The sequence below is a fragment of the Actinomadura roseirufa genome (assembly GCF_900659635.1).
Lineage (GTDB): Bacteria > Actinomycetota > Actinomycetes > Streptosporangiales > Streptosporangiaceae > Spirillospora > Spirillospora roseirufa.
Genome location: NZ_CAACVB010000062.1, coordinates 1 through 24,440 on the forward strand (window position 1 = coordinate 1; position 24,440 = coordinate 24,440).

Here is a 24,440-nt window from a genome sequence, read left to right on the forward strand (position 1 = left end):
GTGACTGGAGTTCAGACGTGTGCTCTTCCGATCTGCCCGAGGTGTCGCGGCCCGCCTCGCCGCTGCCGGGCGCCGCCGAGCCGGCCGCGCCGGGGGCGGAGGAACTGGCGGTCGCGCAGGGCTGGGCGCGGCTGCTCGCCGCGATGGTCGCGGTGATCGGGACCGGGTTCGCGGTGATGATGCCGGTCGTCGGGCTCGCGGCGACGCTGGCGGCGGTGACGCTGCTGCGGGCCTCGGCCGCGACGACCGCCCGGGAATGGGCGTGGGCGCTCGGGCGGACGCTGCTGACCGTCCCGTACGCGGGGGTCCTCGCGGCGGGCGTGCCGCTCGCGCTCGTCGCGGCGTCGGCGGTCGGCGGGGAGATCGACGCGCTCGGGGCCTGCGCGTTCGGTGCCGGGGCGGGCGCCGCGGCGCTGTGGACGGCGCCCGGCGTCGGCGGGCCGCGGCGCCGGCTGGAGCGGATCTTCCTCGTGGTCGCGCGGCGGCCGCGGCGGATCGCGGTGGCGGGAACGGTCCTCGGCGTGTTCGCCCTGCTCGCGGTGGTCGGCGCCATGTCGCTGACGCCGAGCTTCGCGCCGATGTACGGGCTGCAGAGCACGCTGGCGAACATGATCGACGACCTGCAGGCCACGCTGCGCTGAGTGGCCGTCCCCCGGACCGGCGGCGGGCAGGGGGCGAGGCGGGGCACGTACGAGCTGGGATTTGCCAGCAGGCTACCGGCGGGTAACATTTGTGGGGTCACGGTCCGAACGGGGGACCCGGTTTCGAAGCTCGTTCGGGTCTTTGGCAGGCTGTGACGAACGCGTTCCGCGTCGACCCTGATGGGCGGCGCCTTCCGGTCCGCTCACCCCGGCGGACCCACGATTGCAGGGAGGTCGGCCACCGGCCATGAACATCGTCGTCCTGGTGAAGCAGGTTCCCGATACGGAGAGCCCGCGCAAGCTGAAGTCCGATGACAGCACGCTCGACCGCGCCGCCGCGGACGGCGTCATCAACGAGCTCGATGAGTACGCCATCGAAGAGGCGCTGCGCATCAAGGAGGCCCACGGCGGCGAGGTGACCGTCCTGACCATGGGGCCCGACAAGGCGACCGACTCGATCCGCAAGTCCCTGGCCATGGGCGCGGACAAGGCCGTCCACCTCGTGGACGACGCGCTCGCGGGCTCCGACGCGCTGCAGACCTCCTACGCCTTCCAGCAGGCGCTCGGCCGGACCGGCTTCGACCTGGTCGTCCTCGGCTCGGAGTCCACCGACGCGCGGACCGGCGTGCTCGCCGCGATGCTCGCCGAGCGGCTCGGCGTCCCGCAGGTGTCGCTGGTCAACAAGGTCGAGATCGACGGCTCGGCGCTGACCGCGCAGCGGCTGACCGACTACGGCTACGACCGGATCGAGGCGTCGCTGCCCGCGGTCGTCAGCGTCGTCGAGAAGATCAACGAGCCGCGCTACCCCTCGTTCAAGGGGATCATGGCGGCCAAGAAGAAGCCGGTCGAGACGCTCGGCATCGCCGACGCCGGCATCGACGCGGCGCGGGTCGGGCTGGCGAACGCCGCCACCGAGGTGGTGGACTTCGCCGAGGCGCCGCCGCGCGCGCAGGGCCAGATCGTCACCGACGAGGGCGACGGCGGCGCGAAGATCGCCGAGTTCCTCGCGGCGAAGAAGTTCGTCTGACCGGGGAAGGGGATTTGGACCATGGCTGAGATTCTCGTCCTCGTCGACCATGTCGACGGTGAGGTCAAGAAGGTCACGCTCGAACTGCTGACGCTGGCGAACCGCCTCGGCGAGCCCGCCGCCGTCTGGGCCGGGCCCGGCTACGAGGGCGCCAAGGACAAGCTCGCCGAGTACGGCGCCGCCAAGGTGTACGTGGCCGCCGCCGAGGAGCTGTCCTCCTACGTCGTCGCCCCCAAGGCGGCGCTGCTGGCCCAGCTGGTGAAGGAGAAGGCCCCCGCCGCGGTGCTGGTGGCCGCGACCGGTGAGGGCAAGGAGGTCGCGGGCCGTCTCGCGGTCAAGACCGGCTCCGGCGTCCTCACCGACGTCGTGGACGTCGCCGAGGGCCTCGTCGCCGAGCACTCCATCTTCGGCGGCGGGATCGTCGCGCACGCCCGGGTGCGGACCGGCACGCCGATCATCGCGGTGCGGCCGAACTCCGTCGCCCCCGAGGCGTCCCCGGCGAGCCCCGCCGAGGAGAGCGTCGAGGTGGCGCTGTCGGACGCCGACAAGGGCGCGAAGATCGTGGAGCGGGTCGTCCAGGAGAAGGGCGAGCGCCCGGACCTGACCGAGGCCGCGATCGTCGTCTCCGGCGGTCGCGGCGTGGGCGGCGCCGACAACTTCTCGATCATCGAGGGGCTGGCCGACTCGCTCGGCGCGGCCGTCGGCGCCTCCCGCGCCGCGACCGACGCCGGCTGGTACCCGCACTCGTTCCAGGTCGGGCAGACCGGCAAGACCGTCTCGCCGCAGCTGTACATCGCGGTCGGCATCTCCGGCGCCATCCAGCACCGGGCCGGCATGCAGACCTCGAAGACCATCGTCGCCATCAACAAGGACCCCGAGGCGCCGATCTTCGAGCTCGTCGACTACGGCGTGGTCGGCGACCTGTTCCAGGTCGCGCCGCAGCTCACCGACGAGATCACCAAGCGCAAGTGATCCGCGCCTGACGTCCCGGCGGCCCCACGCCGCCGGGACGTCCGCGGTTCAGAACCGTCCCGGTCACACCACGGCCGGCCCCCGCCTTGATCCTCCCGGCGCCCTCGGGCCAGACCACCCGCCCGCTCCACTTCCAGCACGCCGACGGCCAACCCGGCAGCAAGCCCACGAAGCCCCTCGCAAGCCCTGACAGGGTGGGCGCGCTCGCGGCGTCGTCCGGCTTCGGCGCCCGCGAGAACGACGGCGAGCCGGGGAACCTGGTGTCGCCTTCAGAAACGCCGCCCCTCGCCGAGCCGGACCGCGACCGTCCGGCTTCGAGTCGCCGTCGGCGCCGCCCACCTGGGTCGCGGCACTGCCCGAGATCCCGGCGGTGCCCTTGGCGCCGAGCACTCCCGTACCCACCGCCCGCCGCATCCGCCGAGGCTGAGCCATGACGATGGCGGCGTCGTCCGGCGTCTCGACCAGCCCGAACGTCTGGGCTACGTAGTGGGTGAGGAGGGCCGGAGCAGCGCGGACTCGCCGCGTAATCGGGCGCGGAGGCTCGCGGCCCGAGGTAGTTGATCGCGGCGCGCAGGCCGTCTCCGCCGGCGTCATACCGAAACCCCCGCCGCTCGGTCTGGCCGGGCCGATGGGTGCGGTGAAGCGTCACCGGCGCTGTTCAGCGCCGGTGCGGCATTTCCGGCACCGAACCGAACCTCCAACGAAGCTCGTTATTGGTCGGTCCGGAACTTCTTTTTTAGTATCGATTTGGTGTTCGGTTATGAAATTCGTCACCAGTAAATCCCTCTTGACAATGGTTGACCAAGATGGAAATCATGTCCACATACCCCGCACGGTTCATCCGGCCGCCTTCGCATCTACCGGAGGCGGATACATTCTGGAGGATGCATGTCTGTGCTGGGCAGGGGATCGATCGGGAGGGCGTCCGCGGTCACCGTCGCGGTCGGCGTTCTCGGTATCACCGCAGTGACGCCGGCTCATGCCGAAGGTGAGCGCAGGACGTCGTTGTCGAATATCGCGGCTGGGTTCAGGTCAAAGCAGTGGTACGACGGGAATGCGGACGACTGGAGGACGGCCATCGTCCTCAAGGGCTGTTCGAGCAACTCCCCGCAGGCGGCTCCAGTGCTCCAGGTGTACCGGAACAGGCGGCTGTACCCCGACGCCAAATATGGGAAGCGAGGGTACTACGGCTGCGGCCACAAGTGGGTACGGGGCGACTGGGGACGGCGTAAGGACAAGGGGTACTACTACTTCAAGGCCGAGAATATGGGCGCGGACTTCTATCGCGTATCGGCCAGGGACGTGCGGATCTACTGGTGATCGCATGGTGAGCTCGGCGGCGCATTGACGGCGGCCGATGGGATGACCACACTTTCCGTGACGTGCGGGCCTCGCTGGACGGCGAGGCCCGGCTCATTCGCACCGAGGAAATATGCCGATTTCGTTTATTAGCTGCGCGTTCGGGTATCGGCGCGGCAGCCCGGTCTTCACCGATCTCAGTTTTCGCTTACCCGAAGGCCGCACCGTTCTGCTCGGGCCGAACGGCGCGGGGAAGTCCACTCTGCTGGGGCTGGCGGCCTCATTGCACTTCCCGTCGGCGGGCGCGGTGGCCTACAAGGGCCTCGATCCGCGCCGGCGCCGGGACCGCGCGTCCTACCGGCGCCTCGTGGGATGGATGCCGCAGGACATCCGGCCGGTGCCCGGACTGACCGTCCGGGAGCAGATCGGCTACGCGGGCTGGCTGAAGGGGATGTCGCGGCGTGAGGCGTGGCGGCGTTCGGCGGACGCGCTCGACGCGGTGGCGCTGGGGCCGCTGGCCGGCAGGCGCTGCGGGCAACTGTCGGGCGGGCAACTACGCCGGGTGGGGCTCGCGCAGGCGCTCGTCCACGACGCCGAGGTGATTCTGCTGGACGAGCCCACGGCGGGCCTGGACCCGGGGCAGCGCGAGCGGTTCCGGCAGGTCGTGACGCGGCTCGGCGGACGGCACCTCGTCGTGTCCACGCACCAGACCGAGGACCTGGGCGATCTGTACGAATCGGTGGTGGTCCTCGACGGCGGGACGGTCAAGTACGCCGGGTCGACGGCGGAGTTCCTGGCGCTGTCAGGCGACCGCGTGCCCTCGGCCGAAGCGTCCTACGCCCTCCTCGTGGCCGGGGAGGCGTGACGTGCCGCTGCATCGCTGGCTGCGTTCGGCGGCCGCGCTCTACGCGCTGCCCGTCATGGGCGTGTACCTCTACCTCCTGCTCAGCGGTGAGCTCCAGAACATCGCCGACAACTGGCGCGATGCCACGGTGGTCGCCACGTCGTCGGGGGTGATGGCGCTCGGGCCCACGTGCGCTGCTGTGGGCGCATGGGAGGGGGCGAGACTGCGCCGCGGCGGTGTCCTGGACGGGACGCCGGTACGCCGGCCCGCCGCCGTCCTGTTATGGAGCGCGCTGCCGATCGGCGCGGCCGCGGTCGCCGTGCTGGCCTTCGCGTTCGCGCTGGTGACACCGGAGGTCGGCGGGATCCCGGGAGCACCTGACCCGCCGGTCGTCGCGGTGGGGCTGCTGGTGATCGGCGCGTGGTCGCTCGCCGGGGTGGCGGCCGGCCGGTTCCTGCACCCGGCGATCGGGGTGCCGCTACTGCTGATCGGCACCTGGCTGTGGCTGGCCTATCCGCAGGCCCTGGAACCGCTGTGGATCAGGCATCTGACCGGGGAGAACCTCGGCACGTGCTGTAGCACCGACACGGTCTTGGACCGGCGGGTGCTGTGGGCGCAGGCGCTGGTGGCCGCGGCGGTCGCGGTCGTCGCCTACCTCGTGTGGTCGCGTGGGTTCCGCCCGATCGCGGTGAAGGCCGCGGTGGTCGCCGTGCCCGCCGCTGCGCTGGTCGTCGCTGTTTCGCTGGTGGACGGGCTGGGCGCTGACTCCGACCGGCCGCGCACGGGCGGCCTGGAGTGCGTGCGGGAGCAGGGCGTCGAGGTGTGCGTGTGGCGGGAGCGCCGGGCCCGGCTCGGGTACGCGGCCCGGCTGGTCGTCCCCGCGTCGCGGCGCCTGGCGGTGGCCATCGGGATGCCCGCGCCGCGGCGGATCACAGAGGGAGCGGCCCGTGATCGCGAATCCTGGCACTTCACCGTCGCGCCGCAAGCCGGGGACGACGACGTCGTGTTCGCGCTGGCGACCGGTTTCCTCCCGCCCGCGTCGCCGCCGTGCGCGAAGGATCGGGAGTTCGACGGGGACGCGGCCTATGTCCCGGTGGGCACGTGGCTGGCGATCAAGGCGGGGCTGCCGCGCGCGGTGGTCGCCGCCAAGACCGGGCCGATGGAGAACGGGGACGCGGTCACGCGCGTGCTCGCCCGGCCGCGCGCGGACCAGATCCGCTGGTTCCGACGGAACCTGGCCGCGCTGCGAAGCTGCGACATCAGGCCAGTGGACGTCGAGTAGCCGGCATGGATCTGTGGACGCGGGTGCACCAGGTGGCCCGGACGGCGCTCACGATGGGCTGCACGGTGGTCCTGGTCGCGCTGGCGGGGGAGAGTGCCGTTCCCGCGCCGAGCCTCGTCCGGGGGGCGCTCATCGGCACCCCGATCGCCCTGGCGCTGCCGCTGGCCGCGGCCGCCGTCCTGATCCGGGCGGCGACCGCGGGACCGGCGGTGCTGGAGGACGTGGCCGTGCGTCCGGCCAGGCTTTACGGTGCCGTCCTGGTCGCCGCGGCCTGCGGGGGCGTGCTGGCCGCGGGGGTGGTGCTGACCTGGGGCGGCCTCCAGCCGCTCGGGTTCGCCGCGGCCCGCAACCTCCTCGGCCTCACCGGGCTCGCCCTGATCGGGAACCGGGCGCACGGCCGCGCCGCCGCGACCGTGCTGCCCACCGCCTATCTGTTCCTGACCCTCATGGTGAGACACGGCGCGGGGCCCATGCCGCCGTGGCTGTGGCCCCTGGCGGACTCCTCCGACGTGGCCGCCGCGGTCACCGCCGCGGTGGCCTTCGCCTGCGGGCTCGTCCTCCACCTGCGCGCCCGCCACCGTCCTGGAGGGGACTGAGCCGTCAGGCCGGGACGGTGGTGCGGTCCGGTGCGCCGGCCTCGGCGGGGGCGGTCTCGGCGGCGGCGACCGCCGCTTCGGGGGAGTGGCCCGCGATGCCGGCGTCGGCGTCCGCCGGGACGAAGCGGGCGCCGGCGGCGATCAGCAGCGCGAGCACGACGACCACGCCGACGCCGAGGCGCAGCGAGGTGGCGTCGGACAGGAAGCCGACGACGACCGGGCCGAGCAGCAGGCCGCCGTAGCCCATGGCGCCGACCTGGGCGACCGCGGCGCCGGTACGGCCGGGCGCGGCGGTGCCGGCCAGCGAGATCGTCGTCGGGACGACCGTGCAGACCACCAGGCCCGTCACGAAGAAGCCCGCGAGGGCGACGGGGGCCGCCGGGGCGAGCACCACGCCCGTCATGCCGAGCGCGGTGCCGAGCCCGGCGCCGGCCAGCAGCCGGCGGGTGCCGACGCGCGTGCGGACCCGGTCGCCGACCAGGCGGCCGAGCAGCATCGCCAGCTCGAACATCGGGTAGCCGAGCGCCGCGACGGCCTGGGTGGAGCCGAGTTCGTCGTGCAGCAGCAGGCCGCTCCAGTCGGCGATCGAGCCCTCGGTCATGAACGCGATGAACGCCAGGACTCCGACGAGGTAGACGGCGGCGGGCAGGCGGCGGGCCGCGTCGCCCCCGGCGCCCGCCGGGGCCGCGGGGTCGGGCAGGTAGGTGCGGCCGAGCGCGAGGCCGAGCGGCAGCGACGCCAGCGCCGAGGCCAGGACGGTGGTGGTGAAGCCGAGGCCGGCGGCGGCGGTCGCGACGCCCACCAGGCCGCCGGTCAGCGCGCCGACGGACCAGCCCGCGTGCATGCCGCTCATGACCGGCCGCCGGTAGGCGTGCTCGACGACGCTGCCCTGCGCGTTCATCGCGATGTCGGTGATCCCGAACGTCATCCCGAACACCGCCACGGCCGCCAGCAGCAGACCGTAGGTCGGGGCGAGCGCGACGCCGACGTAGGAGAGCGCCGTCAGCGGCAGGGCGAGCCGCAGGACGGAGCGGCTGCCGGCGCGGGCCATCACGCCGCGCAGGGCCTGCATGGCGACGATCGCGCCGAGACCCCAGACGAGGACGACGACGCCGATCTCGCCCTCGGTGGTCCCGAACTTGGCGGCGAGCGCGGGCATGCGGGCCACCCAGACCCCGGTCAGCAGACCCGCCAGCGCGAAGGTCAGGAACGTCCCGGTACGGGCGCGGAACAGCATGGTTCACCTCTTTCTAGGCTCGGCGGGGCGCGGCCCCGTCGCAGGGTTCGGTGGTGCGTGAGTGGTGGGGGGATCGGGTGGGGTGACCCCGTCGTGCGGGGCCGCCGGGCTGGATCATGGAACGGTCCACGATCGTCGGCGGAGGGCCGGTCGGTCAGGTGGTCTCGCGGGCGGCGGACGCCGGGGGCGGCGTCATCGGTCCAGCAGGGCGAGCATCCGCCGTTTCAGCGCGTCGAGCCGCTCCCGGTCGTACAGGTCGGGGGCGTGGCTCACGACCTCCCACAGGCCCTCGGCGGCCAGCCGGACGGTCATGTCCGTGGCCGGGTCGGCGGCCGCGCCGGGGTCGTGGGCGTGCCAGCGGCGCATGGCCTCGCTCAGCGGCCCGGCCTGCTCGGGATCGGTCGCCGCCGCGCTGATCGCCGACCAGCGCCGGTACGCGCGCGCCTCGCCGGTGAGGATCTCGAACGTGGCCTCGACGTAGGCCCGGGTGTAGGAGCCCGGCGCGCCGTCGTCGTAGGAGGCGATCAGGTCGTCGAACTCTTCGATGACCCGTGCCACCAGGGCCCGGACGAGCGCCTCCTTGGTGGGGAAGTGGTAGAGCAGCCCGCCCTTGCTGACCCCGGCGCGGTCGGCGACCGCGGCGAGCGTCAGCGCCCGGGTCCCGTGCTCGGAGAGCAGGGACTCGGCGGCGTCGAGCAGGGCGTCTTTCCTCATGGCGGCTCCACTGTACCGACCGGACGGTACACCTGCCAACACGCGACCGGGCCCGGCCATTCCCGCGCCCACCAGCGCTTTTCCGGACCCCGGGGGGAACCGGTGAGACGGCTCACAGGCGAGGCCCGTGCCGCCGCCGGGACACCGCGGCCGCGCGGATACTGTTGTCCGCGTGGTGACCTACCTCGACCATGCGGCGACGACCCCGATGCTGCCGGAGGCCATCGAGGCGATGACGGCGGGCCTGCGCGAGCTCGGCAACCCGTCCTCCCTGCACGCGGTGGGACGGCGCGCCCGGAGGGTGGTCGAGGAGTCCCGCGAGATCATCGCCGAGGCGTTCGACGCCCGGCCGAGCGAGGTGGTGTTCACCTCGGGCGGCACCGAGGCCGACAACCTCGCGGTGAAGGGCGTGCACTGGGCGCGCCGCGCCGCCGACCCGGGCCGCACCCGGGTGCTCGCGGGCGCGGTCGAGCACCACGCCGTCCTGGACGCGGTCCAGTGGCTGGCCGACCACGAGGGCGCCAAGGTCGAGTGGATCCCGGTGGACGCGCTCGGCCGCGTCCGTCCCGAGGCGCTGCGCGAGGCGATCGGGCCGGACGGCTCGGACGTGGCGCTCGTCACCGTCATGTGGGCCAACAACGAGGTCGGCACCGTCCAGCCGGTGGCGGAGCTGGCGGCGGCCGCCCGCGAGCACGGCGTGCCGTTCCACACCGACGCCGTGCAGGCCGCCGGGCACCTGCCGGTCCGCTTCGCGGCCTCGGGCGCGCAGTCGCTGGCCATCACCGGCCACAAGCTCGGCGGCCCGATCGGCGTGGGGGCGCTGCTGCTGGCCAAGCCCGCCGAGCCGCTGTTCCTCGACCCGGTGCCGCTGCTGCACGGCGGCGGCCAGGAGCGGGACGTGCGGTCCGGCACGCTCGACACCCCGGCGATCGCCGGGTTCGCCGCCGCGGTGCAGGTCACGGCGGCGCGCCGGGACGCCGAGGCGGCCCGGCTGGCGGCCCTGCGCGACCGGCTGATCGAGGCGGTTCGCGCCGCGGTGCCGGACGCCGTCCTGAACGGCGACCCCGCCGACCGCCTGCCGGGAAACGCGCACTTCTCCTTCCCGGGCTGTGAGGGCGACGCGCTGCTCATGCTGCTGGACGCCCGCGGGATCGCCTGCTCCACGGGCTCCGCGTGCTCCGCCGGGGTTTCGCAACCAAGCCACGTCCTCACCGCGATGGGCGCGGGGGCAGAGCGCGCGCGGGGCTCGCTCCGTTTCACTCTGGGGCACAGCTCGACCGAGGCCGACGTGAAAGCTCTGGCAGAGGCGATCGGACCCGTCGTGGAACGGGCCCGCCGCGCCGGCCTCTCCTGATCCGCCGCCCGGCTTGCCGGGTTTGACGGTGTCGTCCGTGGGGACAGCTTTGCCGTTCCTTGGAAGGCGGCATGATGGCGGCGAACGTGATGGGTGAGGGCCAGGTACAGCGGATGGGGCGGAGGGCCGCGGGCCATCCTTGGTTCCATGGCATGTCCCGGGTGGGGCTGGTGGCGCGGGGACTTCTTTACCTGCTGGTGGGGTGGCTGGCCCTTCAGGTCGGCTTCGGTGAGGGCGGAGAGGAGGCCGACCGCCAGGGCGCGCTCCAGACGGTCGCCAAGCAGCCGGGCGGTCCGATCGTCCTGTGGCTGATGGCGGCCGGTTTCGCGGCGCTGGCCCTCTGGCAGTACGCCGAGGCGGTGTACGGGCGTCCGGTACCGGACGGGGACAAGGCCACCAAGCGGCTGGGATCGGCCGCACGCGGCGTCGTCTACTCGGTGGGCTTCGCGGCCACGCTCGGCTTCCTGCTCGGCTACAAGGGCAAGTCCAGCGACACACAGTCGAAGACCTTCACCGCTCGCGCGATGGCCGAGCCGGGCGGCCGCTGGCTCGTCCTGGCGGTGGGGGCCGGGTTCCTCGTGTGGGGGATCGTCGTGGTGGTGAACGCGCTGCGCCGCACGTTCCGCAAGGAACTGAAGACGGCGCAGATGGGCCGGGCCGCGCGGCGCGTCGTCGAGCCGCTCGGCATGGTCGGCAACACCGCCCGCGGTCTCGTCGGCGGCGGCGTCGGCATCTTCCTCGCCTACGCCGCGATCACCTTCGAGCCGGGCAAGGCCCAGGGCCTGGACGGCACGCTCCGCGAGTTCGCCGGAACGCCCGCCGGGGTCTGGGGCCTGGTCGCCGTGGCCGCGGGCGTCCTCCTCTTCGGCGTCTACTCCTTCTGCGAAGCCCGCTGGCGCAAGGTGGAAGCCGTCAGGTCGTAGAGCTCCGTCAGGGCAGGCGGCCGGCGCCCTCCGCCGGCCGCCGGGCGAGTCCCCCGGCCCAGGATCGGACGATCAAGGCTGGTAGGGGGCGACCGCACGCCAGCCCGGGTCGCTGGTGGAGGCGACCTTGGCCTTGCCCTCGGTCCACGCGGCGGCGAGCTGGTCCAGCTCGCCGATCACGCCGGAGTCGGGGTCGGCGTACAGGTGGAACACGCGCAGCCCGTCGCCGGTCTCCCGGACGGCGAGGACGGCCCGGTCGCCGAGCTTGCCCAGCTTCTTCTCGAACGCGCGCAGCGCGCCCGCCGACGGCTCGACGGGCAGCCGGTCGGGGTTGCTGTGCGCGTACGGCACGGTGATCGCCACGTGCAGGTCGCAGAGCGGGTAGTCCTGGCGGTGGAGCGGGAACCGGGCGCCGAGCCGGGCGGGGTGGCCGCGCGGGGTGCGGCCCTCGCCGGAGAGCCAGGCGGGCTCGTCGAACGGCTCGGCGACCTGCTCGACGACCGCGGGCAGCATCGACGGCGGCAGCGAGTCGATCGGCGCCTCCGTGGCGATGGTGACCTCGCCGATCCAGCGGGCCACGTCGTCCTCGCCGAGGGCCCAGTCCAGGACGTGCAGGGCGACCTGGAGCCGCTGCTCCTCGGAGACGAACAGGAAGTCGGGGTGGTAGGCGGTGACGTGCACCCTGGCCCGGTCGGCGTCGGCGCGCATGCCGAGCCGGACGTACTCCAGGTCGAACTCGTGGTCGCCGAGGACGAGGTCCTGGGAGAGCATCTCGGGGTCGGCCTGGCGCGCGGGGTGGAAGCTCCAGCCGCCCGCGGCGGCGCCGCCGGGCGCGGCGCGGAACCAGCGTTCGGCGAGTCCGCGCAGCTCAGGGTCGCCGCCGCCGGTCACGGTGAGCGAGGGGGACCGGTCGTCGGCGCCGCCGATCTCCCACTGCAGCTCGGAGTGGATCCGGTGGACGCGCCGCGAGAGCTCCTCGATCGTCTCGGCGGACAGGCCCTCGCCGGGCGTCCCCGGCTCGCTGGTCTCGGCCCCGGGGGCGGCGGCCAGCGACGCCTCGATCGTCGGGCGGGCCTGGGCCCACCACTCCCAGAACTCGCTGATGGCGGGCGGCGTGGCGGCGGACGACTCGCGCGGCCGGCGGAAGATTCCCATAGCGCGCCCAATCGTACGCGGAATTGATTCCGGCCGACCGGCCCACGCCGCGTACGCTCGAAGGACTATGACTCTGCGCGTACTCGCCGCCATGTCGGGCGGCGTCGACTCCGCCGTGGCGGCCGCCCGGGCCGCCGAGGCGGGCCACGACGTCACGGGCGTCCACATGGCCCTTTCCAGCAACCCCCAGTCGTACCGGACGGGGGCCCGCGGCTGCTGCACCCTGGAGGACTCCCGGGACGCCCGGCGGGCGGCCGACGTGATCGGCATCCCGTTCTACGTGTGGGACCTCGCCGAGCGGTTCCACCGGGACGTGGTCGAGGACTTCGTCAGCGAGTACGCGGCCGGGCGGACCCCCAACCCGTGCCTGCGCTGCAACGAGAAGATCAAGTTCGCGGCGCTGCTGGACCGCGCCGTCGCCCTCGGGTTCGACGCCGTCTGCACCGGCCACTACGCGCGGCTGGAGGACGGCGTGCTCCGCCGCGGCGTGGACGCGGGCAAGGACCAGTCGTACGTCCTGGCCGTGTGCACGCCGGAGCAGCTCGCCCGCGCGCTGTTCCCGCTCGGGGACACCGCGAAGGCCGACATCCGGCGCGAGGCGGAGCGGCGGGGCCTCCAGGTGGCCGACAAGCCCGACAGCCACGACATCTGCTTCATCGCCGACGGTGACACGCGCGGCTTCCTGGCCGAGCGGCTGGGCGCCGCGCCCGGCCCCATCCTGGACACCGACGGCAACCGGGTGGGCGAGCACGAGGGCGCCTACGCCTACACCGTCGGTCAGCGCAAGGGGCTGCGGCTCGGTACCCCCGCCCCGGACGGCCGTCCCCGGTACGTCCTGGACATCTCACCGGTCGACAACACGGTCACCGTCGGGCCCCGCGAGTCCCTGGACGTCCAAGAGATCACCGGGGAGCGGCCGGTGTGGCTGGGCGAGGCGCTCGGCGGGCCGTTCGGCTGCCATGTCCAGCTCCGCGCGCACGGCGAGGTGTACGCCTGCACGGCGGAGGCGGACGGCGACGTCCTGCGCCTGCGCCTGGCCACCCCCGCCCGGGGCGTGGCCGCCGGGCAGGCCGCCGTCCTGTACGACGGCGACCGGGTGCTGGCGTCGGCGACGATCGCCCGGACCGTCCGCGTCCCGGCCTGACCCGGCGGCGCGGCGCCCTCCGGCGACGCGTCCGGCGACCGTGGAATGAGGGTGCGCGTCCGGCGGTTGTAGGCGGGGTCGAAGATCGGCGCCGAGGAGGTTCACTGTGAAGTTCGGTGTGTCCACGTTCGTGACCGATGACGGGATCGCACCCGCGCCGCTGGGCCGGGCGCTGGAGGAGCGCGGGTTCGCGTCGCTGTTCGTCGCCGAGCACAGCCACATCCCCGTGAGGCGAGAGTCGCCTTGGCCGGGCGGGGACGAGCTCCCGCGCCGCTACTACCGGACCCTCGACCCCTTCGTCGCGCTGACCGCCGCCGCGACCGTCACCGAGCGGCTGCGCGTCGGCACCGGCATCGCGCTGGTCGTCCAGCGCGACCCGATTCACCTGGCCAAGGAGATCGCCTCGCTCGACGTGGTGTCCGGCGGGCGCGCGGCCCTCGGCGTCGGCGCCGGCTGGAACCGCGAGGAGATGCGCAACCACGGCACCGACCCCGCCACCCGGATGCGGCTGCTGCGCGAGCGCGTCCTCGCGGTCAAGGAGCTGTGGACGCAGGAGAAGGCGGAGTTCCACGGCGAGTTCGTCGACTTCGACCCGGTGTTCTCCTATCCCAAGCCCGTCCAGGACCCGCACCCGCCCGTCCTGGTCGGCGGCGCCGGGCCGACCACGTTCGACCGGGTCGCCGAGTTCGGCGACGCCTGGATGCCGGTGTACGGCCGCGGCACCGACGACCTCGCCGCGAAGATCGCGCGGCTGCGGGAGCAGGCCGGCCGGGAGGTCCCGGTCACGGTGTTCGCCGCGCCGCCGGAGCCGTCGCTCATCGCCGAGCTGGAGCGGGCGGGCGTCGGCGAGGTGCTGTTCGACCTGCCGACCGAGCCCGAGGACGACACCCTGCGCCGCCTCGACGGCCTCGCGGAGCTGTGGTGACCGCGCGCCGATAGGGTTTCGGCCGTGACGACGAGCTATCCGTGGCAGGCCGGGACGGCGACCGCGATCGGGTCCTTCCCGGGTGACGATCCGGCCGAGGCGCTGCGGACGGTGCTGGGCGAACTGCCCGAGCTGCCCCACCTGCCCGAACTGCCCGCCCGCGGGCCCGGCGCCGACCTCACCGGCCGGACCGCCGGGCTGCTGGTGGACCTGCCGGTGCGCGTGGAGCCGTCCGGCTGGCGCTTCTCCGACCGTCCCGGCCGCGACACGCTGCGCTCGCGGGACCACCTCGCCCGCGACCTCGACGTGCTGGAGGAGGTCGCGGGCGGCCACGACGGCCCGTTCAAGATCCAGGTGTGCGGGCCGTGGACGCTGGCCGCCACGATCGAGCTGCGGCACGGCGACCGGGCGCTGAAGGACCCGGGCGCCGTCCGCGACCTCACCGGCTCGCTCGCCGAGGGCGTCGCCGCGCACGTCGCCGACGTCCGCCGCCGGCTGCCCGCCGCGCGGATCCTGCTCCAGCTGGACGAGCCGGGCCTGCCCGCGGCGCTGGCGGGCGCGGTGCCGACCGCCAGCGGGTTCTCGCGGCTGCGCGCGATCGAGGAGCCGGTCGCCGAGGACGCGCTGCGCCAGGTGATCGAGACGGCCTGCGCGGACGACGCGGCCTACCCGCTCGTCCACTGCTGTGCCCGGAACGTGCCGTACGCGCTGCTGCGCGGCGCGGGGGCGCGGGCCGTCTCGGTCGACCTCGCCGTGATGCCGGGGCGCGACGACGACGCCGTGGGGGAGACGATCGACGCCGGGGTGGGGCTGTTCCTCGGCGCGGTCCCGGCGGCCGACGCGGCGCTGCCGCCGCTGAAGGCGTCCGCCGCGCCGGTGCGGGAGCTGTGGCGGCGGCTCGGGTTCCCGCCCGCGCAGCTGTCCCGGCAGGTCGTGGTGACCCCGTCGTGCGGTCTGGCCGGCGCGTCCCCCCGGCACGTCCGCGCCGCCCTCAAGCGCTGCCGCGACACGGCGCGGATGCTCCACGAGGCCGCCGAATGACGTTCCCGACCGGGGCCGGCGCCGCTCGTCCGCCGCGCTGACCTGCCGACGTTCCGCTCGCCGGGCGGGGCGCGCCGCGGCGAGAAGTGTCGGCCCCGCGGGCGACAATGGGCGCATGACCACGAACGACGGCGTCCCCGGCGAGGCGCGGCAGCGGCATCGGGAGCTCAGCGAGCGGATCGACGAGGGCAACTACCGGTACTACGTCCTCGACCGGCCGACGCTCACCGACGCCGAGTACGACCGGATGATGCGCGAGCTGCGCGAGCTGGAGGAGCGCCACGCGGAGCTGGTCACCCCCGACTCCCCGACGCAGAAGGTCGGCGCGCCGATCACCACCGACTTCGCGACCGTCGACCATCTGGAGCGGATGCAGAGCCTCGACAACGCGATGAGCGCCGACGAGCTGCTGGCGTGGGACGAGCGCGTGGTCAGGGAGGTCGGCGAGGTCGCCGGGTACCTGTGCGAGCTGAAGATCGACGGACTGGCCATCGCGGTGACCTACGAGAACGGGCTGCTGGTGCGCGCGGTCACCCGCGGCGACGGCCGCACCGGCGAGGACGTCACGCACAACGTGCGCACCATCGCCGACGTCCCGTCCCGGCTGGCGGGGGAGGGCTGGCCGGAGGTGCTGGAGGTGCGCGGCGAGGTCTTCCTGCCCGTCGAGGGGTTCGAGCAGGTCAACGCCGTCCAGGTGGAGGCGGGCAAGGAGCCGTTCGCCAACCCGCGCAACGCGGCGGCGGGGTCGCTGCGGCAGAAGGACCCGCGGGTCACCGCGCGGCGCCCGCTCGGGATGCTCGTGCACGGGTTCGGGGCCTGGCGCGGCGGGGGACTGCCGGACGGCCAGTCGGCGGCCTACGAGCTGATGCGGAGCTGGGGCCTGCCGGTCAGCGACCGGTACACGGTCGTCGGCGGCCTGGCGGCGGTGCGCGAGTACATCGAGGAGTACGGCGAGCACCGGCACGACCCCGCCTACGAGATCGACGGGGTGGTCGTGAAGGTCGACCAGTTCGCGCTCCAGCGGCGCCTGGGGTCGACCAGCCGCGCGCCGCGCTGGGCGATCGCGTGGAAGTACCCGCCCGAGGAGGTCAACACCCGCCTGCTCGACATCAAGGTGGGCGTGGGCCGCACCGGGCGCGTCACCCCCTACGGGGTGATGGAGCCGACGAAGGTCGCGGGGTCCACGGTCGAGCGCGCCACCCTGCACAACGCGAGCGAGGTCAAGCGCAAGGGCGTGCTGATCGGCGACACCGTCGTGCTGCGCAAGGCCGGCGACGTGATCCCCGAGATCGTCGCGCCGGTGACCGCCCTGCGCGACGGCACCGAGCGCGAGTTCGAGATGCCGGCGCACTGCCCGGAGTGCGGCACGGAGCTGGCGTACGAGAAGGAGGGCGACGCCGACATCCGCTGCCCCAACACCCGGTTCTGTCCCGGCCAGCTCCGGGAGCGGCTGTCCTTCGTCGCGAGCCGCAAGGCGCTCGACATCGAGGCGCTCGGGTACGTCGGGGCGACGGCGCTGACGCAGCCGCTGGAGCCGAGCGACCCACCGGTCAAGGACGAGGGCGACCTGTTCCATCTCACCGTGGAGCGGCTGCTGCCGATCAGGAGCCTGGTGCTGGACCCGCGCACCGGTACCCCCAAGACCGATCCGAAGACCGGCGAGCACAAGGTGGTGTCGTTCTTCGCCAACAAGGAGGGCGAGCCGAAGAAGACGGTCGAGGTCCTGTTCGAGGAGCTGGAGAAGGCGAAGAGGCAGCCGCTGTGGCGGGTGCTGGTGTCGCTGTCGATCCGGCACGTCGGGCCCGCCGCGGCCCGCAGCCTCGCCCGCGAGCTGCGCTCACTGGACGCGATCGCGAACGCGTCGCAGGAGGAGCTGGCCGCCGTCGACGAGGTCGGCCCGACGATCGCGGCCTCGATCCGCGCGTGGTTCGACGAGGAATGGCACCGCGACATCGTGGAGAAGTGGCGCGCCGCCGGCGTCCGGATGGAGGACGAGGGCGCCGCGGGGCCGCGTCCGCTGGAGGGGGTCACCGTGGTGATCACGGGATCGCTGGACGGCTTCAGCCGGGACTCGGCGACCGAGGCGGTGCAGCGGCTCGGGGGCAAGGTCTCGGGGTCGGTGTCGAAGAAGACGGGCTTCGTGGTGGTCGGCGACAGTCCAGGGTCAAAGTACGACAAAGCCGTCAAATTGGGCGTACCGGTCCTGGCGGAGGAAGGCTTCCGCGTGCTGCTGGCGGATGGGCCAGATGCGGCCAAAAACGTAACTTTGCGCGCGGAGGGATAACCCCGTGTGGTCGTGGGGACCGCCACCAGCGTCGCGTTACTCAGCGGTACACTTCAGTCACCCAGGGGTGAGAGGGCGGGACGGAAAGGGCATAACGGAACGTGCCCAATCGGTTTCGCGAAGTTGAGCAAAGGCCGTACTCTCCCACTCATCACGACCCAAGCCAAATGTTCGGACGTTTCGCCCGGGACGAGTCCCCCGCCGGCACGCGCGTCCACCGCCGGGGGACGGCCCGCCCCCCGAACCCCCCGAGGATGTGATGAAGGACCCGAACAACACGCGGAACACGGCGCCACGCCGCGGCTCCCCGTTGTGGATCTACTTCGTCGTCGTCATCCTGCTCGGCATCGCCGCGAGCGGCACCGCGTTCCTCGGGCTGAGCGGCGCCGACCTGGACGCGCTGGCCGGTACCCCCGTCTTCTGGATCCTCGGCTGCTTCATCGTCTTCGGCGAGCTGCGGCCGATCATCACGCCGGGGTCCACCGAGAACAACGGCGCCACGACCTCCACCACGTTCGCGTTCGCGGCGCTGCTGTACGCGGGACTGCCGCTCGCCGCCGCCCTCCAGGTCATCGCCGTGATCACCTGCGGGATCCTGCGCGGGCGCACCCCGCACCGCATCGCCTTCAACGCCGCCCAGTACTCGCTCAGCCTGGCCGCCGCGCAGCTCGTCCTGGCGCTGGCGGGCGACCTGGCGACCCCGACCCGGCTGTGGGTGCCCGACGGCGGCGACCTGCCCGTGATCGCGCTCGCCGGCACCGTCTACTTCATCTGCAACGACACCCTCGTCGCCTCCGCCGTGGCCCTGCACGAGCGCGTCTCGCTGATCAAGGCCCTGCGCTGGGACCTCGGCTACCAGGTCCTGGTCCATCTCGCCCTGCTCGGCCTCGCGCCGCTGATGGTCGTCGCCATGGACCGCTCCGCGGTGTTCGTGCCGCTCATCGTGCTGCCGTTCATCGCCGTGTACCTGAACGCCTCGGTGTCGGTCCGCCGCGAGCACCAGGCGCTGCACGACGGGCTGACCGGGCTGCCCAACCGCAAGCTGCTGATCGTCCGCACCGAGGAGGCGCTCGCGGAGGCGCGCGGCACCGAGCGGCGGAGCGAGGGCGGCCGGCGCGCCCCCCGGTTCCGCCGGGGCCGCGGGGCGCGGGCCGGCGAGCCGGCGAACCGGCGCGCCGGGCTCTTCCTGCTCGACCTCGACCGGTTCAAGGAGGTCAACGACACCCTCGGGCACCCCACCGGCGACCGGCTGCTGCAGCTCGTCGCGCACCGGCTGACGCACAGCGTCCGCCCCGGCGACCTCGTCGCCCGCCTCGGCGGCGACGAGTTCGCGGTGCTGCTGCCGACCGTCCGGGACGAGGCCGCCGCCCGCGAGGTCGCGGCCCGGCTGCGCGCCGCGCTCAGCGAGCCCGTCCGGCTGGACGGGATGTCGTTCGACCTGGAGGCCAGCGTCGGCATCGCGCTGTTCCCCGACCACGCGCCCGACTTCGAGCTGCTGCTGCAGCGCTCGGACGTCGCGATGTACAACGCCAAGGAGGCCCGCACCGGCGTCGAGGTCTACTCGCCCGGCAAGGACCGCAACTCCCCGGCACGGCTCAGCATGCTCGGCGACCTGCGCCGCGCCATCGACCGCTCCGAGCTGGAGCTGTTCTACCAGCCGAAGATCTCGCTGCACGACGGCCAGGTCGTCGGGATGGAGGCGCTGCTGCGCTGGCGCCACCCCGACCAGGGGTTGCTGGAGCCGGAGGCGTTCCTGTCGATCGCCGAGCAGACCTACCTGATGCGCTCGATCACCCACTACGTGGTCGCCGCGGCGCTCGCGCAGACCGCCGCCTGGTGGCGCGAGGACCTCGCCGTCCAGGTCGCGGTGAACGCCTCCGGCCGCGACCTGCTCGACACCGGGCTGACCGAGACGATCGAGGAGGGCCTGCTCGCCCGCGGGCTGCCCGCGGCGGCGCTCCAGCTGGAGATCACCGAGCGGATCCTGATGAACGAGCCGGCCTACGCCTCCGACACCGTCGCCAAGCTCGCCGAGCTGGGCATCCCGCTCAGCCTGGACGACTTCGGTACCGGCTACTCCTCGCTGGTGCGGCTCAAGCGGCTGCCGGTCGAGGAGATCAAGATCGATGCCTCGTTCGTCGGCCGGCTCGCCGAGTCCACCGACGACGCGGTGATCGTCCGCTCGATCGTCGACCTCGTCCGCACCCTGGGGCTGCGCTCGGTCGCCGAGGGCGTGGAGGACCCGCAGACCGCCCGGCTGCTCCGGGAAATGGGCTGCGACGCCGCGCAGGGGTGGCACTTCGGCCGTCCGATGGACGCCGCCACCGCGACCGACTGGCTGCGCCGCAGGATGGAGCGCGCGCCGGAACCCGCCGCCTGACGGGCGCTCGACCCGCGCCGCCGAAGCCGGTGGTCTTCCCCGCCGCGGGCGGCGTGCCCCAGCAGCCCTACGCGCCGCAGCCGCCGCGTCCCGGGCAGCCGCACCAAGGGTGAGGCGCCCCAGGCCACGATGCGGCGGGATGCGGCGCTGTACTGGCGGCCGGTGTGGGCGGCCGGTTGGGGTGGCTCAGTAGGAGCGGCGCTGGTAGCCGGGCGGGAGGTCCTCGCGGTACGGCTCGCCCGCCTGCGGCGGCCGCCGCTCGGCCACCCTCCGCGCCGAGGCGATCCGCACGATCCCGATGACGAGCCCTATCAGCCCGCCCACCATGAGGATCACGCCGACCAGCCGGATGTCGACGCCACTGAACTCGTAGTTGACCGCATAGGCCAGGATCGCGCCGATGATGATCAGGGCGATGCTGCCGCCGATGGTCACGGCGGGCTCCTCTCGTCGTCCCGGGGGTGGACGACGAACACCTTCCCCACACCACGATCTGAAACGGCCGGGACGCGGGACCCCTAGGATGAGGTCCTCAGACAGCGTACGAAGCCGATCCCAGAAACGGTCCCGAACATGTCCGCCATCACCCGTGACGAGGTCGCGCATCTCGCCCGGCTGTCCCGGCTGGCGCTCGGCGACGATGAGCTCGACCATCTCGCCGCCCAGCTCGACCAGATCATCTCCGCGGTCGCGCGGGTGCAGGAGGTCGCGGCGCAGGACATCCCGCCCACCTCGCACGCGCTCCCGCTGACCAACGTCTACCGGGCCGACGAGGTCCGGCCGTCGCTCCCGCCGGACCGGGCGCTCGCCGCCGCCCCGGCCGCGCAGGACGACCGCTTCCGCGTCCCGCGGATCCTGGACGAGGAGGCGTGACCCGTGAGTGAGCTGGTCAAGAAGGGCGCGGCGGAGCTCGGAGAGCTCATCGCCGCCGGTGAGACCTCGGCGGCGGAGGTCGCCCAGGCGCACCTGGACCGCATCGCCGCCGTCGACGGGCGGGTGAACGCCTTCCTGCACGTGGACGCCGAGACCGTCCTCGCGCAGGCGCGGAAGGTGGACGAGCGGCGCGCGGCGGGGGAGGAGCTCGGCCCGCTGGCCGGCGTCCCCATCGCCCACAAGGACGTCTTCACCACCACGGACATGCCGACCACGGCCGGATCGAAGATCCTGGAGGGCTGGCGGCCGCCGTACGATGCGACGATCACCGCCCGGCTGCGCGCGGCGGGCCTGGTGATCCTGGGCAAGACGAACATGGACGAGTTCGCGATGGGCTCGTCCACCGAGAACAGCGCCTACGGCGTGTCCCGCAACCCGTGGGACCTCGGCCGCGTCCCCGGCGGGTCGTCCGGCGGGTCGTCGGCGGCGGTGGCGGCCTACGAGGCGCCGCTGTCGACCGGCACCGACACCGGCGGCTCCATCCGGCAGCCCGCCGCCGTCACCGGCATCGTCGGCGTGAAGCCGACCTACGGCGGCTCGTCCCGGTACGGTGTGATCGCGTTCGCGTCGTCGCTGGACACGCCGGGGCCGTTCGCCCGGAACGTGCTGGACGCGGCGCTCCTGCACGAGGCGTTCAGCGGGCACGACCGGATGGACTCCACGTCGGTGGACGCGCCCGTCCCCCCGGTCGTGGAGGGCGCCCGCCGCGCGGACGTGCAGGGCATGCGCGTGGGCGTCGTCAAGGAGTTCGCCGGCGACGGCTACCAGCCCGGCGTCACCGCCCGCTTCGCCGAGGCGGTCGAGACGCTGGAGTCGCTCGGCGCGAAGGTCGTCGAGGTCTCCTGCCCGAACTTCGTCCACGCCCTGCCCGCGTACTACCTGATCGCGCCGTCGGAGGCGTCGTCCAACCTGGCCCGCTTCGACGCGATGCGGTACGGGCTGCGCGTCGGCGACGACGGCACCCGCAGCGCCGAGGAGGTCATGGCGCTGACCCGCGCGCAGGGCTTCGGCCCGGAGGTCAAGCGGCGCATCATGCTCGGGACCTACGCGCTGTCGTCGGGCTACTACGACGCCTACTACGGCAAGGCGCAGCAGGTCCGCACGCTGATCAAGCGCGACTTCGAGAACGCGTTCGAGCAGGTGGACGTGCTGGTCTCGCCGACCACGCCGACGACGGCGTTCCCGATCGGGGAGCGCGCGGACGACCCCATCGCGATGTACCTGGCCGACCTGTGCACGATCCCCGCCAACCTCACCGGCAACGCCGCGATCTCGGTGCCGTGCGGGCTGGCCGACGGGCTGCCGGTCGGCCTGCAGATCATGGCGCCCGTCCTCGGCGACGACCGCGTCTACCGGGTGGGCGCCGCCGTCGAGCGCGCCCTGGAGGACCGCTGGGGCGGCCCGCTGCTGGCGCGGGCCCCGGAACTGGTGGAGGCGAAGTGACCACCCCGACCCTGATGGACTACGACGAGGCGCTGGCCCGGTTCGAGCCCGTCCTCGGCATCGAGACGCACATCGAGCTGGGCACCGCGTCCAAGATGTTCTGCGGCTGCCCGACGACGTTCGGCGCCGACCCGAACACGCAGGTGTGCCCGGTGTGCCTCGGCCTGCCGGGGGCGCTGCCGGTCACCAACCACGCCGCGATCGAGGGCATCATCAAGATCGGTCTCGCGCTGAACTGCGAGATCGTGGAGTGGTGCAGGTTCGCCCGGAAGAACTACTTCTATCCGGACATGCCGAAGAACTTCCAGATCTCGCAGTACGACGAGCCGCTGTGCGTCGACGGCCACCTGGAGGTCGAGGTCGAGGGCGAGACGTACCGGATCGAGATCGAGCGCGTCCACATGGAGGAGGACACCGGCAAGTCGCTGCACGTCGGCGGTGCCACCGGCCGCATCCAGGGCGCCGAGTTCTCGCTGGTCGACTACAACCGGGCGGGCATCCCGCTGGTCGAGATCGTCACCAAGCCGATCCCCGCGACCGGCGAGCGGGCCCCGCTGGTGGCCCGCGCCTATGCCACCGAGCTGCGCGAGCTGGTCCGCTCACTCGGCGTGTCGGACGTGCGCATGGAGGAGGGCTCCATGCGCTGCGACGTGAACGTCTCGCTGATGCCGCGCGGCGCGGCCGAGTGGGGCACCCGCACCGAGACCAAGAACGTCAACTCGCTGCGCTCGGTCGAGCGCTCGGTCCGCTCGGAGATCGAGCGGCAGGCGGGCGTGCTGGCCGACGGCGGGCGCATCGTCCAGGAGACGCGCCACTTCCACGAGGACACCGGCCGCACCACCGCCGGGCGCAGCAAGGAGGAGGCGCAGGACTACCGTTACTTCCCCGAACCCGACCTGGTGCCGATGGCCCCGGCGCGGGAGTGGGTGGAGGAGCTGCGCGCGACCCTGCCCGAGCTGCCCGCCGCGCGGCGCCGCCGCGTCCAGGCGGAGTGGGGCCTGTCCGACCTGGAGCTGCGCGACGTCGTCAACGCCGGCGCCGTCGACCTGATCGAGGCGACGGTCGCGCGCGGCGCGGACGCGGGCGCGGCCCGCAAGTGGTGGATGAACGAGCTGTCCCGGCGCGCCACCGCGCAGGGCGTCGAGCTGGCCGAGCTGCCGATCACGCCGGAGCAGGTCGCCCGCGTCCAGGCGATGGTCGCCGCGGGCGAGCTGAACGACAAGCTGGCCCGCCAGGTGTTCGAGGGCGTCCTCGCCGGTGAGGGCGGCCCGGACGAGGTCGTCGCGGCCCGGGGGCTGAAGGTCGTCAGCGACGAGGGCGAGCTGGCCGCGGTCATCGACGAGGTGATCGCCGGGAACGCGGCGGTCGCCGACAAGGTCCGCGCGGGGAAGGTCGCCGCCGCCGGGGCGCTCGTGGGCGCCGTCATGAAGGCCACCCGAGGCCAGGCCGACGCCGCCCGCGCCCGCGAGCTGATCCTGGAGAAGCTGGGCGCATCCTGACCGTACGCCGCCCGGCCCCGCACACCCCGAGGCCGGGCGGCGCCCCGCCCTTTCCAGCACCGTCCCCCGGCCCCGAACCGTAAGCTGAACCCGCTGGTTACAGGCACGATCTCGAGGGGCCATGGCGAGGACCGCACTACCGGAGGATCACTGGTCGCTGGGTATTCGGCCCCAGCCCCAGCCCTTGACCGCGGAGGAGTACGAAGCGCTTCCCGAGGACATCTCGAGGGTGATCGAGGTCGTGGACGGCATGGTCGTCTTCTGCGCCTCGCCGACGCCTGAGCATCAGACGGCGGTGCGGCGGCTCACCAACCTCATCGAGCGGTGGACGCGCTCGGCGACGCGCGCCGGACACGGTTGCCTCGACGTCGACAGCGTTCTCGACCTGCGGCTGCGCGACGTTCCGTTGCTGAACAGGCGGCCGGATGTTGTCCTTTACCGGTGTCTTGATCGGAGCACAGGAGAACGGCTGCGCGCGGAACACGTCCTGTTGGTCGTGGAGGTCGTCTCGCCGGGGTCCGAGACCGCGGATACCGCGGACAAGGCCAGTGAGTATGCGAAGGCCGGCATTCCGCACTACTGGGACGGCACGGGCGTGTCCACGATCGAGCGCTACAAGCTGGACCCGGCCGCGATGCTCTACAAGCACCTGGGCACCTTGATGAAGGACGAGGACGGTGGGCCGCCCGAGATCACCAATCCGATCTCGATGACCATCGAGTGGGGCGAGCTGGAGTACTGAGCCGC

The 24,440-nt window shown here is 73.2% G+C and carries 21 protein-coding genes and 1 pseudogene; 18 read left to right on the forward strand and 4 right to left on the reverse strand.

Annotated features, from left to right (window positions below; genetic code table 11):
• The 7 genes and pseudogenes from E1291_RS45380 to E1291_RS15990 form a co-directional block, all read left to right on the forward strand.
• Window positions 1-641: pseudogene (locus tag E1291_RS45380) on the forward strand (hypothetical protein); the annotation flags it as partial.
• 247 nt (window positions 642-888) lie between these two features.
• Window positions 889-1,668 (forward strand): electron transfer flavoprotein subunit beta/FixA family protein, encoded by a 780-nt coding sequence (locus E1291_RS15965; RefSeq protein WP_131738594.1) that lies wholly within the window; start codon window positions 889-891, stop codon window positions 1,666-1,668.
• A 21-nt stretch (window positions 1,669-1,689) separates the two neighbouring features.
• Window positions 1,690-2,640: an electron transfer flavoprotein subunit alpha/FixB family protein gene (locus E1291_RS15970; RefSeq protein WP_131738595.1), complete on the forward strand. Its 951-nt coding sequence runs from the start codon at window positions 1,690-1,692 to the stop codon at window positions 2,638-2,640.
• Window positions 2,641-3,528: 888 nt separating this feature from the next.
• On the forward strand, window positions 3,529-3,960 hold the full coding sequence (locus E1291_RS15975; protein WP_131738596.1) for a hypothetical protein: 432 nt from the start codon (window positions 3,529-3,531) through the stop codon (window positions 3,958-3,960).
• 112 nt (window positions 3,961-4,072) lie between these two features.
• Window positions 4,073-4,804, forward strand: a complete 732-nt coding sequence (locus E1291_RS15980; protein WP_131738597.1) for an ATP-binding cassette domain-containing protein — start codon at window positions 4,073-4,075, stop codon at window positions 4,802-4,804.
• Window position 4,805: 1 nt separating this feature from the next.
• Complete coding sequence (locus E1291_RS15985; RefSeq protein ID WP_131738598.1) at window positions 4,806-6,065, forward strand: DUF7224 domain-containing protein; 1,260 nt, start codon at window positions 4,806-4,808, stop codon at window positions 6,063-6,065.
• A gap of 5 nt (window positions 6,066-6,070) precedes the next feature.
• The gene (locus tag E1291_RS15990) at window positions 6,071-6,661 is read left to right on the forward strand and encodes a hypothetical protein (protein ID WP_131738599.1); all 591 of its coding nucleotides are present in this window, start codon (window positions 6,071-6,073) and stop codon (window positions 6,659-6,661) included.
• Window positions 6,662-6,665: 4 nt separating this feature from the next.
• On the opposite strand, the gene E1291_RS15995 is transcribed toward E1291_RS15990, so the two are convergent.
• Both E1291_RS15995 and E1291_RS16000 read right to left on the reverse strand, forming a co-directional pair.
• A complete protein-coding gene (locus E1291_RS15995) occupies window positions 6,666-7,898 on the reverse strand; it encodes an MFS transporter (protein ID WP_131738600.1) in 1,233 nt (410 codons plus the stop codon).
• Window positions 7,899-8,090: 192 nt separating this feature from the next.
• Complete coding sequence (locus E1291_RS16000; RefSeq protein WP_131738601.1) at window positions 8,091-8,612, reverse strand: TetR/AcrR family transcriptional regulator; 522 nt, start codon at window positions 8,610-8,612, stop codon at window positions 8,091-8,093.
• A gap of 175 nt (window positions 8,613-8,787) precedes the next feature.
• Here E1291_RS16000 and E1291_RS16005 point away from each other — a divergent pair, with 175 nt between their 5' ends.
• Together E1291_RS16005 and E1291_RS16010 are read left to right on the forward strand one after the other, a co-directional pair.
• Complete coding sequence (locus E1291_RS16005) at window positions 8,788-9,966, forward strand: cysteine desulfurase family protein (protein WP_131738620.1); 1,179 nt, start codon at window positions 8,788-8,790, stop codon at window positions 9,964-9,966.
• 152 nt (window positions 9,967-10,118) lie between these two features.
• Window positions 10,119-10,889 carry a DUF1206 domain-containing protein gene (locus tag E1291_RS16010; RefSeq protein WP_242614191.1) on the forward strand — a complete coding sequence of 257 codons (771 nt, stop codon included), beginning with the start codon at window positions 10,119-10,121 and terminating at the stop codon, window positions 10,887-10,889.
• Between the two features lie 72 nt (window positions 10,890-10,961).
• Here E1291_RS16010 and E1291_RS16015 read toward each other — a convergent pair whose 3' ends face one another.
• Window positions 10,962-12,044 (reverse strand): DUF695 domain-containing protein, encoded by a 1,083-nt coding sequence (locus E1291_RS16015; protein ID WP_131738603.1) that lies wholly within the window; start codon window positions 12,042-12,044, stop codon window positions 10,962-10,964.
• A gap of 67 nt (window positions 12,045-12,111) precedes the next feature.
• Between E1291_RS16015 and mnmA the strand changes: the two genes are divergently transcribed.
• From mnmA to E1291_RS16040, 5 genes are all read left to right on the forward strand, one after another.
• Complete coding sequence (mnmA, locus tag E1291_RS16020; RefSeq protein WP_131738604.1) at window positions 12,112-13,188, forward strand: tRNA 2-thiouridine(34) synthase MnmA; 1,077 nt, start codon at window positions 12,112-12,114, stop codon at window positions 13,186-13,188.
• Between the two features lie 106 nt (window positions 13,189-13,294).
• Window positions 13,295-14,113: an LLM class F420-dependent oxidoreductase gene (locus tag E1291_RS16025; RefSeq protein WP_131738605.1), complete on the forward strand. Its 819-nt coding sequence runs from the start codon at window positions 13,295-13,297 to the stop codon at window positions 14,111-14,113.
• A gap of 24 nt (window positions 14,114-14,137) precedes the next feature.
• The gene (locus E1291_RS16030; protein ID WP_131738606.1) at window positions 14,138-15,154 is read left to right on the forward strand and encodes a methionine synthase; all 1,017 of its coding nucleotides are present in this window, start codon (window positions 14,138-14,140) and stop codon (window positions 15,152-15,154) included.
• Window positions 15,155-15,269: 115 nt separating this feature from the next.
• Entirely contained in the window at window positions 15,270-17,438 is a 2,169-nt protein-coding gene (gene ligA, locus E1291_RS16035; protein ID WP_131738607.1) for an NAD-dependent DNA ligase LigA, read from the forward strand.
• Window positions 17,439-17,697: 259 nt separating this feature from the next.
• A complete protein-coding gene (locus E1291_RS16040) occupies window positions 17,698-19,818 on the forward strand; it encodes a putative bifunctional diguanylate cyclase/phosphodiesterase (RefSeq protein WP_131738608.1) in 2,121 nt (706 codons plus the stop codon).
• A 186-nt stretch (window positions 19,819-20,004) separates the two neighbouring features.
• Here the strand turns inward: E1291_RS16040 and E1291_RS16045 are convergent, their stop codons facing one another.
• Window positions 20,005-20,253, reverse strand: a complete 249-nt coding sequence (locus tag E1291_RS16045; protein WP_131738609.1) for a DUF6458 family protein — start codon at window positions 20,251-20,253, stop codon at window positions 20,005-20,007.
• Window positions 20,254-20,391: 138 nt separating this feature from the next.
• On the opposite strand from E1291_RS16045, the gene gatC reads away from it, so the two are divergent.
• From gatC to E1291_RS16065, 4 genes are all read left to right on the forward strand, one after another.
• Window positions 20,392-20,691, forward strand: a complete 300-nt coding sequence (gatC, locus tag E1291_RS16050; protein WP_131738610.1) for an Asp-tRNA(Asn)/Glu-tRNA(Gln) amidotransferase subunit GatC — start codon at window positions 20,392-20,394, stop codon at window positions 20,689-20,691.
• Between the two features lie 3 nt (window positions 20,692-20,694).
• Complete coding sequence (gatA, locus tag E1291_RS16055; RefSeq protein ID WP_131738611.1) at window positions 20,695-22,194, forward strand: Asp-tRNA(Asn)/Glu-tRNA(Gln) amidotransferase subunit GatA; 1,500 nt, start codon at window positions 20,695-20,697, stop codon at window positions 22,192-22,194.
• Window positions 22,195-22,208: 14 nt separating this feature from the next.
• A complete protein-coding gene (gatB, locus tag E1291_RS16060; protein WP_131738621.1) occupies window positions 22,209-23,693 on the forward strand; it encodes an Asp-tRNA(Asn)/Glu-tRNA(Gln) amidotransferase subunit GatB in 1,485 nt (494 codons plus the stop codon).
• 121 nt (window positions 23,694-23,814) lie between these two features.
• Entirely contained in the window at window positions 23,815-24,435 is a 621-nt protein-coding gene (locus tag E1291_RS16065; RefSeq protein WP_131738612.1) for a Uma2 family endonuclease, read from the forward strand.
• Window positions 24,436-24,440 lie beyond the last annotated feature (5 nt).

What these genes read in the sequence shown, in the direction of transcription:
- mnmA (WP_131738604.1), top strand. Translation starts at nt 12,112, where the DNA reads ATGACTCTGCGCGTACTCGCCGCCATGTCGGGCGGCGTCGACTCCGCC.
- gatC (WP_131738610.1), top strand. Translation starts at nt 20,392, where the DNA reads ATGTCCGCCATCACCCGTGACGAGGTCGCGCATCTCGCCCGGCTGTCC.
- E1291_RS15990 (WP_131738599.1), top strand. Translation starts at nt 6,071, where the DNA reads ATGGATCTGTGGACGCGGGTGCACCAGGTGGCCCGGACGGCGCTCACG.
- E1291_RS16015 (WP_131738603.1), bottom strand. Translation starts at nt 12,044, where the DNA reads ATGGGAATCTTCCGCCGGCCGCGCGAGTCGTCCGCCGCCACGCCGCCC.
- E1291_RS16000 (WP_131738601.1), bottom strand. Translation starts at nt 8,612, where the DNA reads ATGAGGAAAGACGCCCTGCTCGACGCCGCCGAGTCCCTGCTCTCCGAG.
- E1291_RS16040 (WP_131738608.1), top strand. Translation starts at nt 17,698, where the DNA reads ATGAAGGACCCGAACAACACGCGGAACACGGCGCCACGCCGCGGCTCC.
- E1291_RS15995 (WP_131738600.1), bottom strand. Translation starts at nt 7,898, where the DNA reads ATGCTGTTCCGCGCCCGTACCGGGACGTTCCTGACCTTCGCGCTGGCG.
- E1291_RS16065 (WP_131738612.1), top strand. Translation starts at nt 23,815, where the DNA reads ATGGCGAGGACCGCACTACCGGAGGATCACTGGTCGCTGGGTATTCGG.
- E1291_RS15970 (WP_131738595.1), top strand. Translation starts at nt 1,690, where the DNA reads ATGGCTGAGATTCTCGTCCTCGTCGACCATGTCGACGGTGAGGTCAAG.
- gatB (WP_131738621.1), top strand. Translation starts at nt 22,209, where the DNA reads ATGGACTACGACGAGGCGCTGGCCCGGTTCGAGCCCGTCCTCGGCATC.
- E1291_RS16010 (WP_242614191.1), top strand. Translation starts at nt 10,119, where the DNA reads ATGTCCCGGGTGGGGCTGGTGGCGCGGGGACTTCTTTACCTGCTGGTG.
- E1291_RS15975 (WP_131738596.1), top strand. Translation starts at nt 3,529, where the DNA reads ATGTCTGTGCTGGGCAGGGGATCGATCGGGAGGGCGTCCGCGGTCACC.
- ligA (WP_131738607.1), top strand. Translation starts at nt 15,270, where the DNA reads ATGACCACGAACGACGGCGTCCCCGGCGAGGCGCGGCAGCGGCATCGG.
- E1291_RS15980 (WP_131738597.1), top strand. Translation starts at nt 4,073, where the DNA reads ATGCCGATTTCGTTTATTAGCTGCGCGTTCGGGTATCGGCGCGGCAGC.
- E1291_RS15965 (WP_131738594.1), top strand. Translation starts at nt 889, where the DNA reads ATGAACATCGTCGTCCTGGTGAAGCAGGTTCCCGATACGGAGAGCCCG.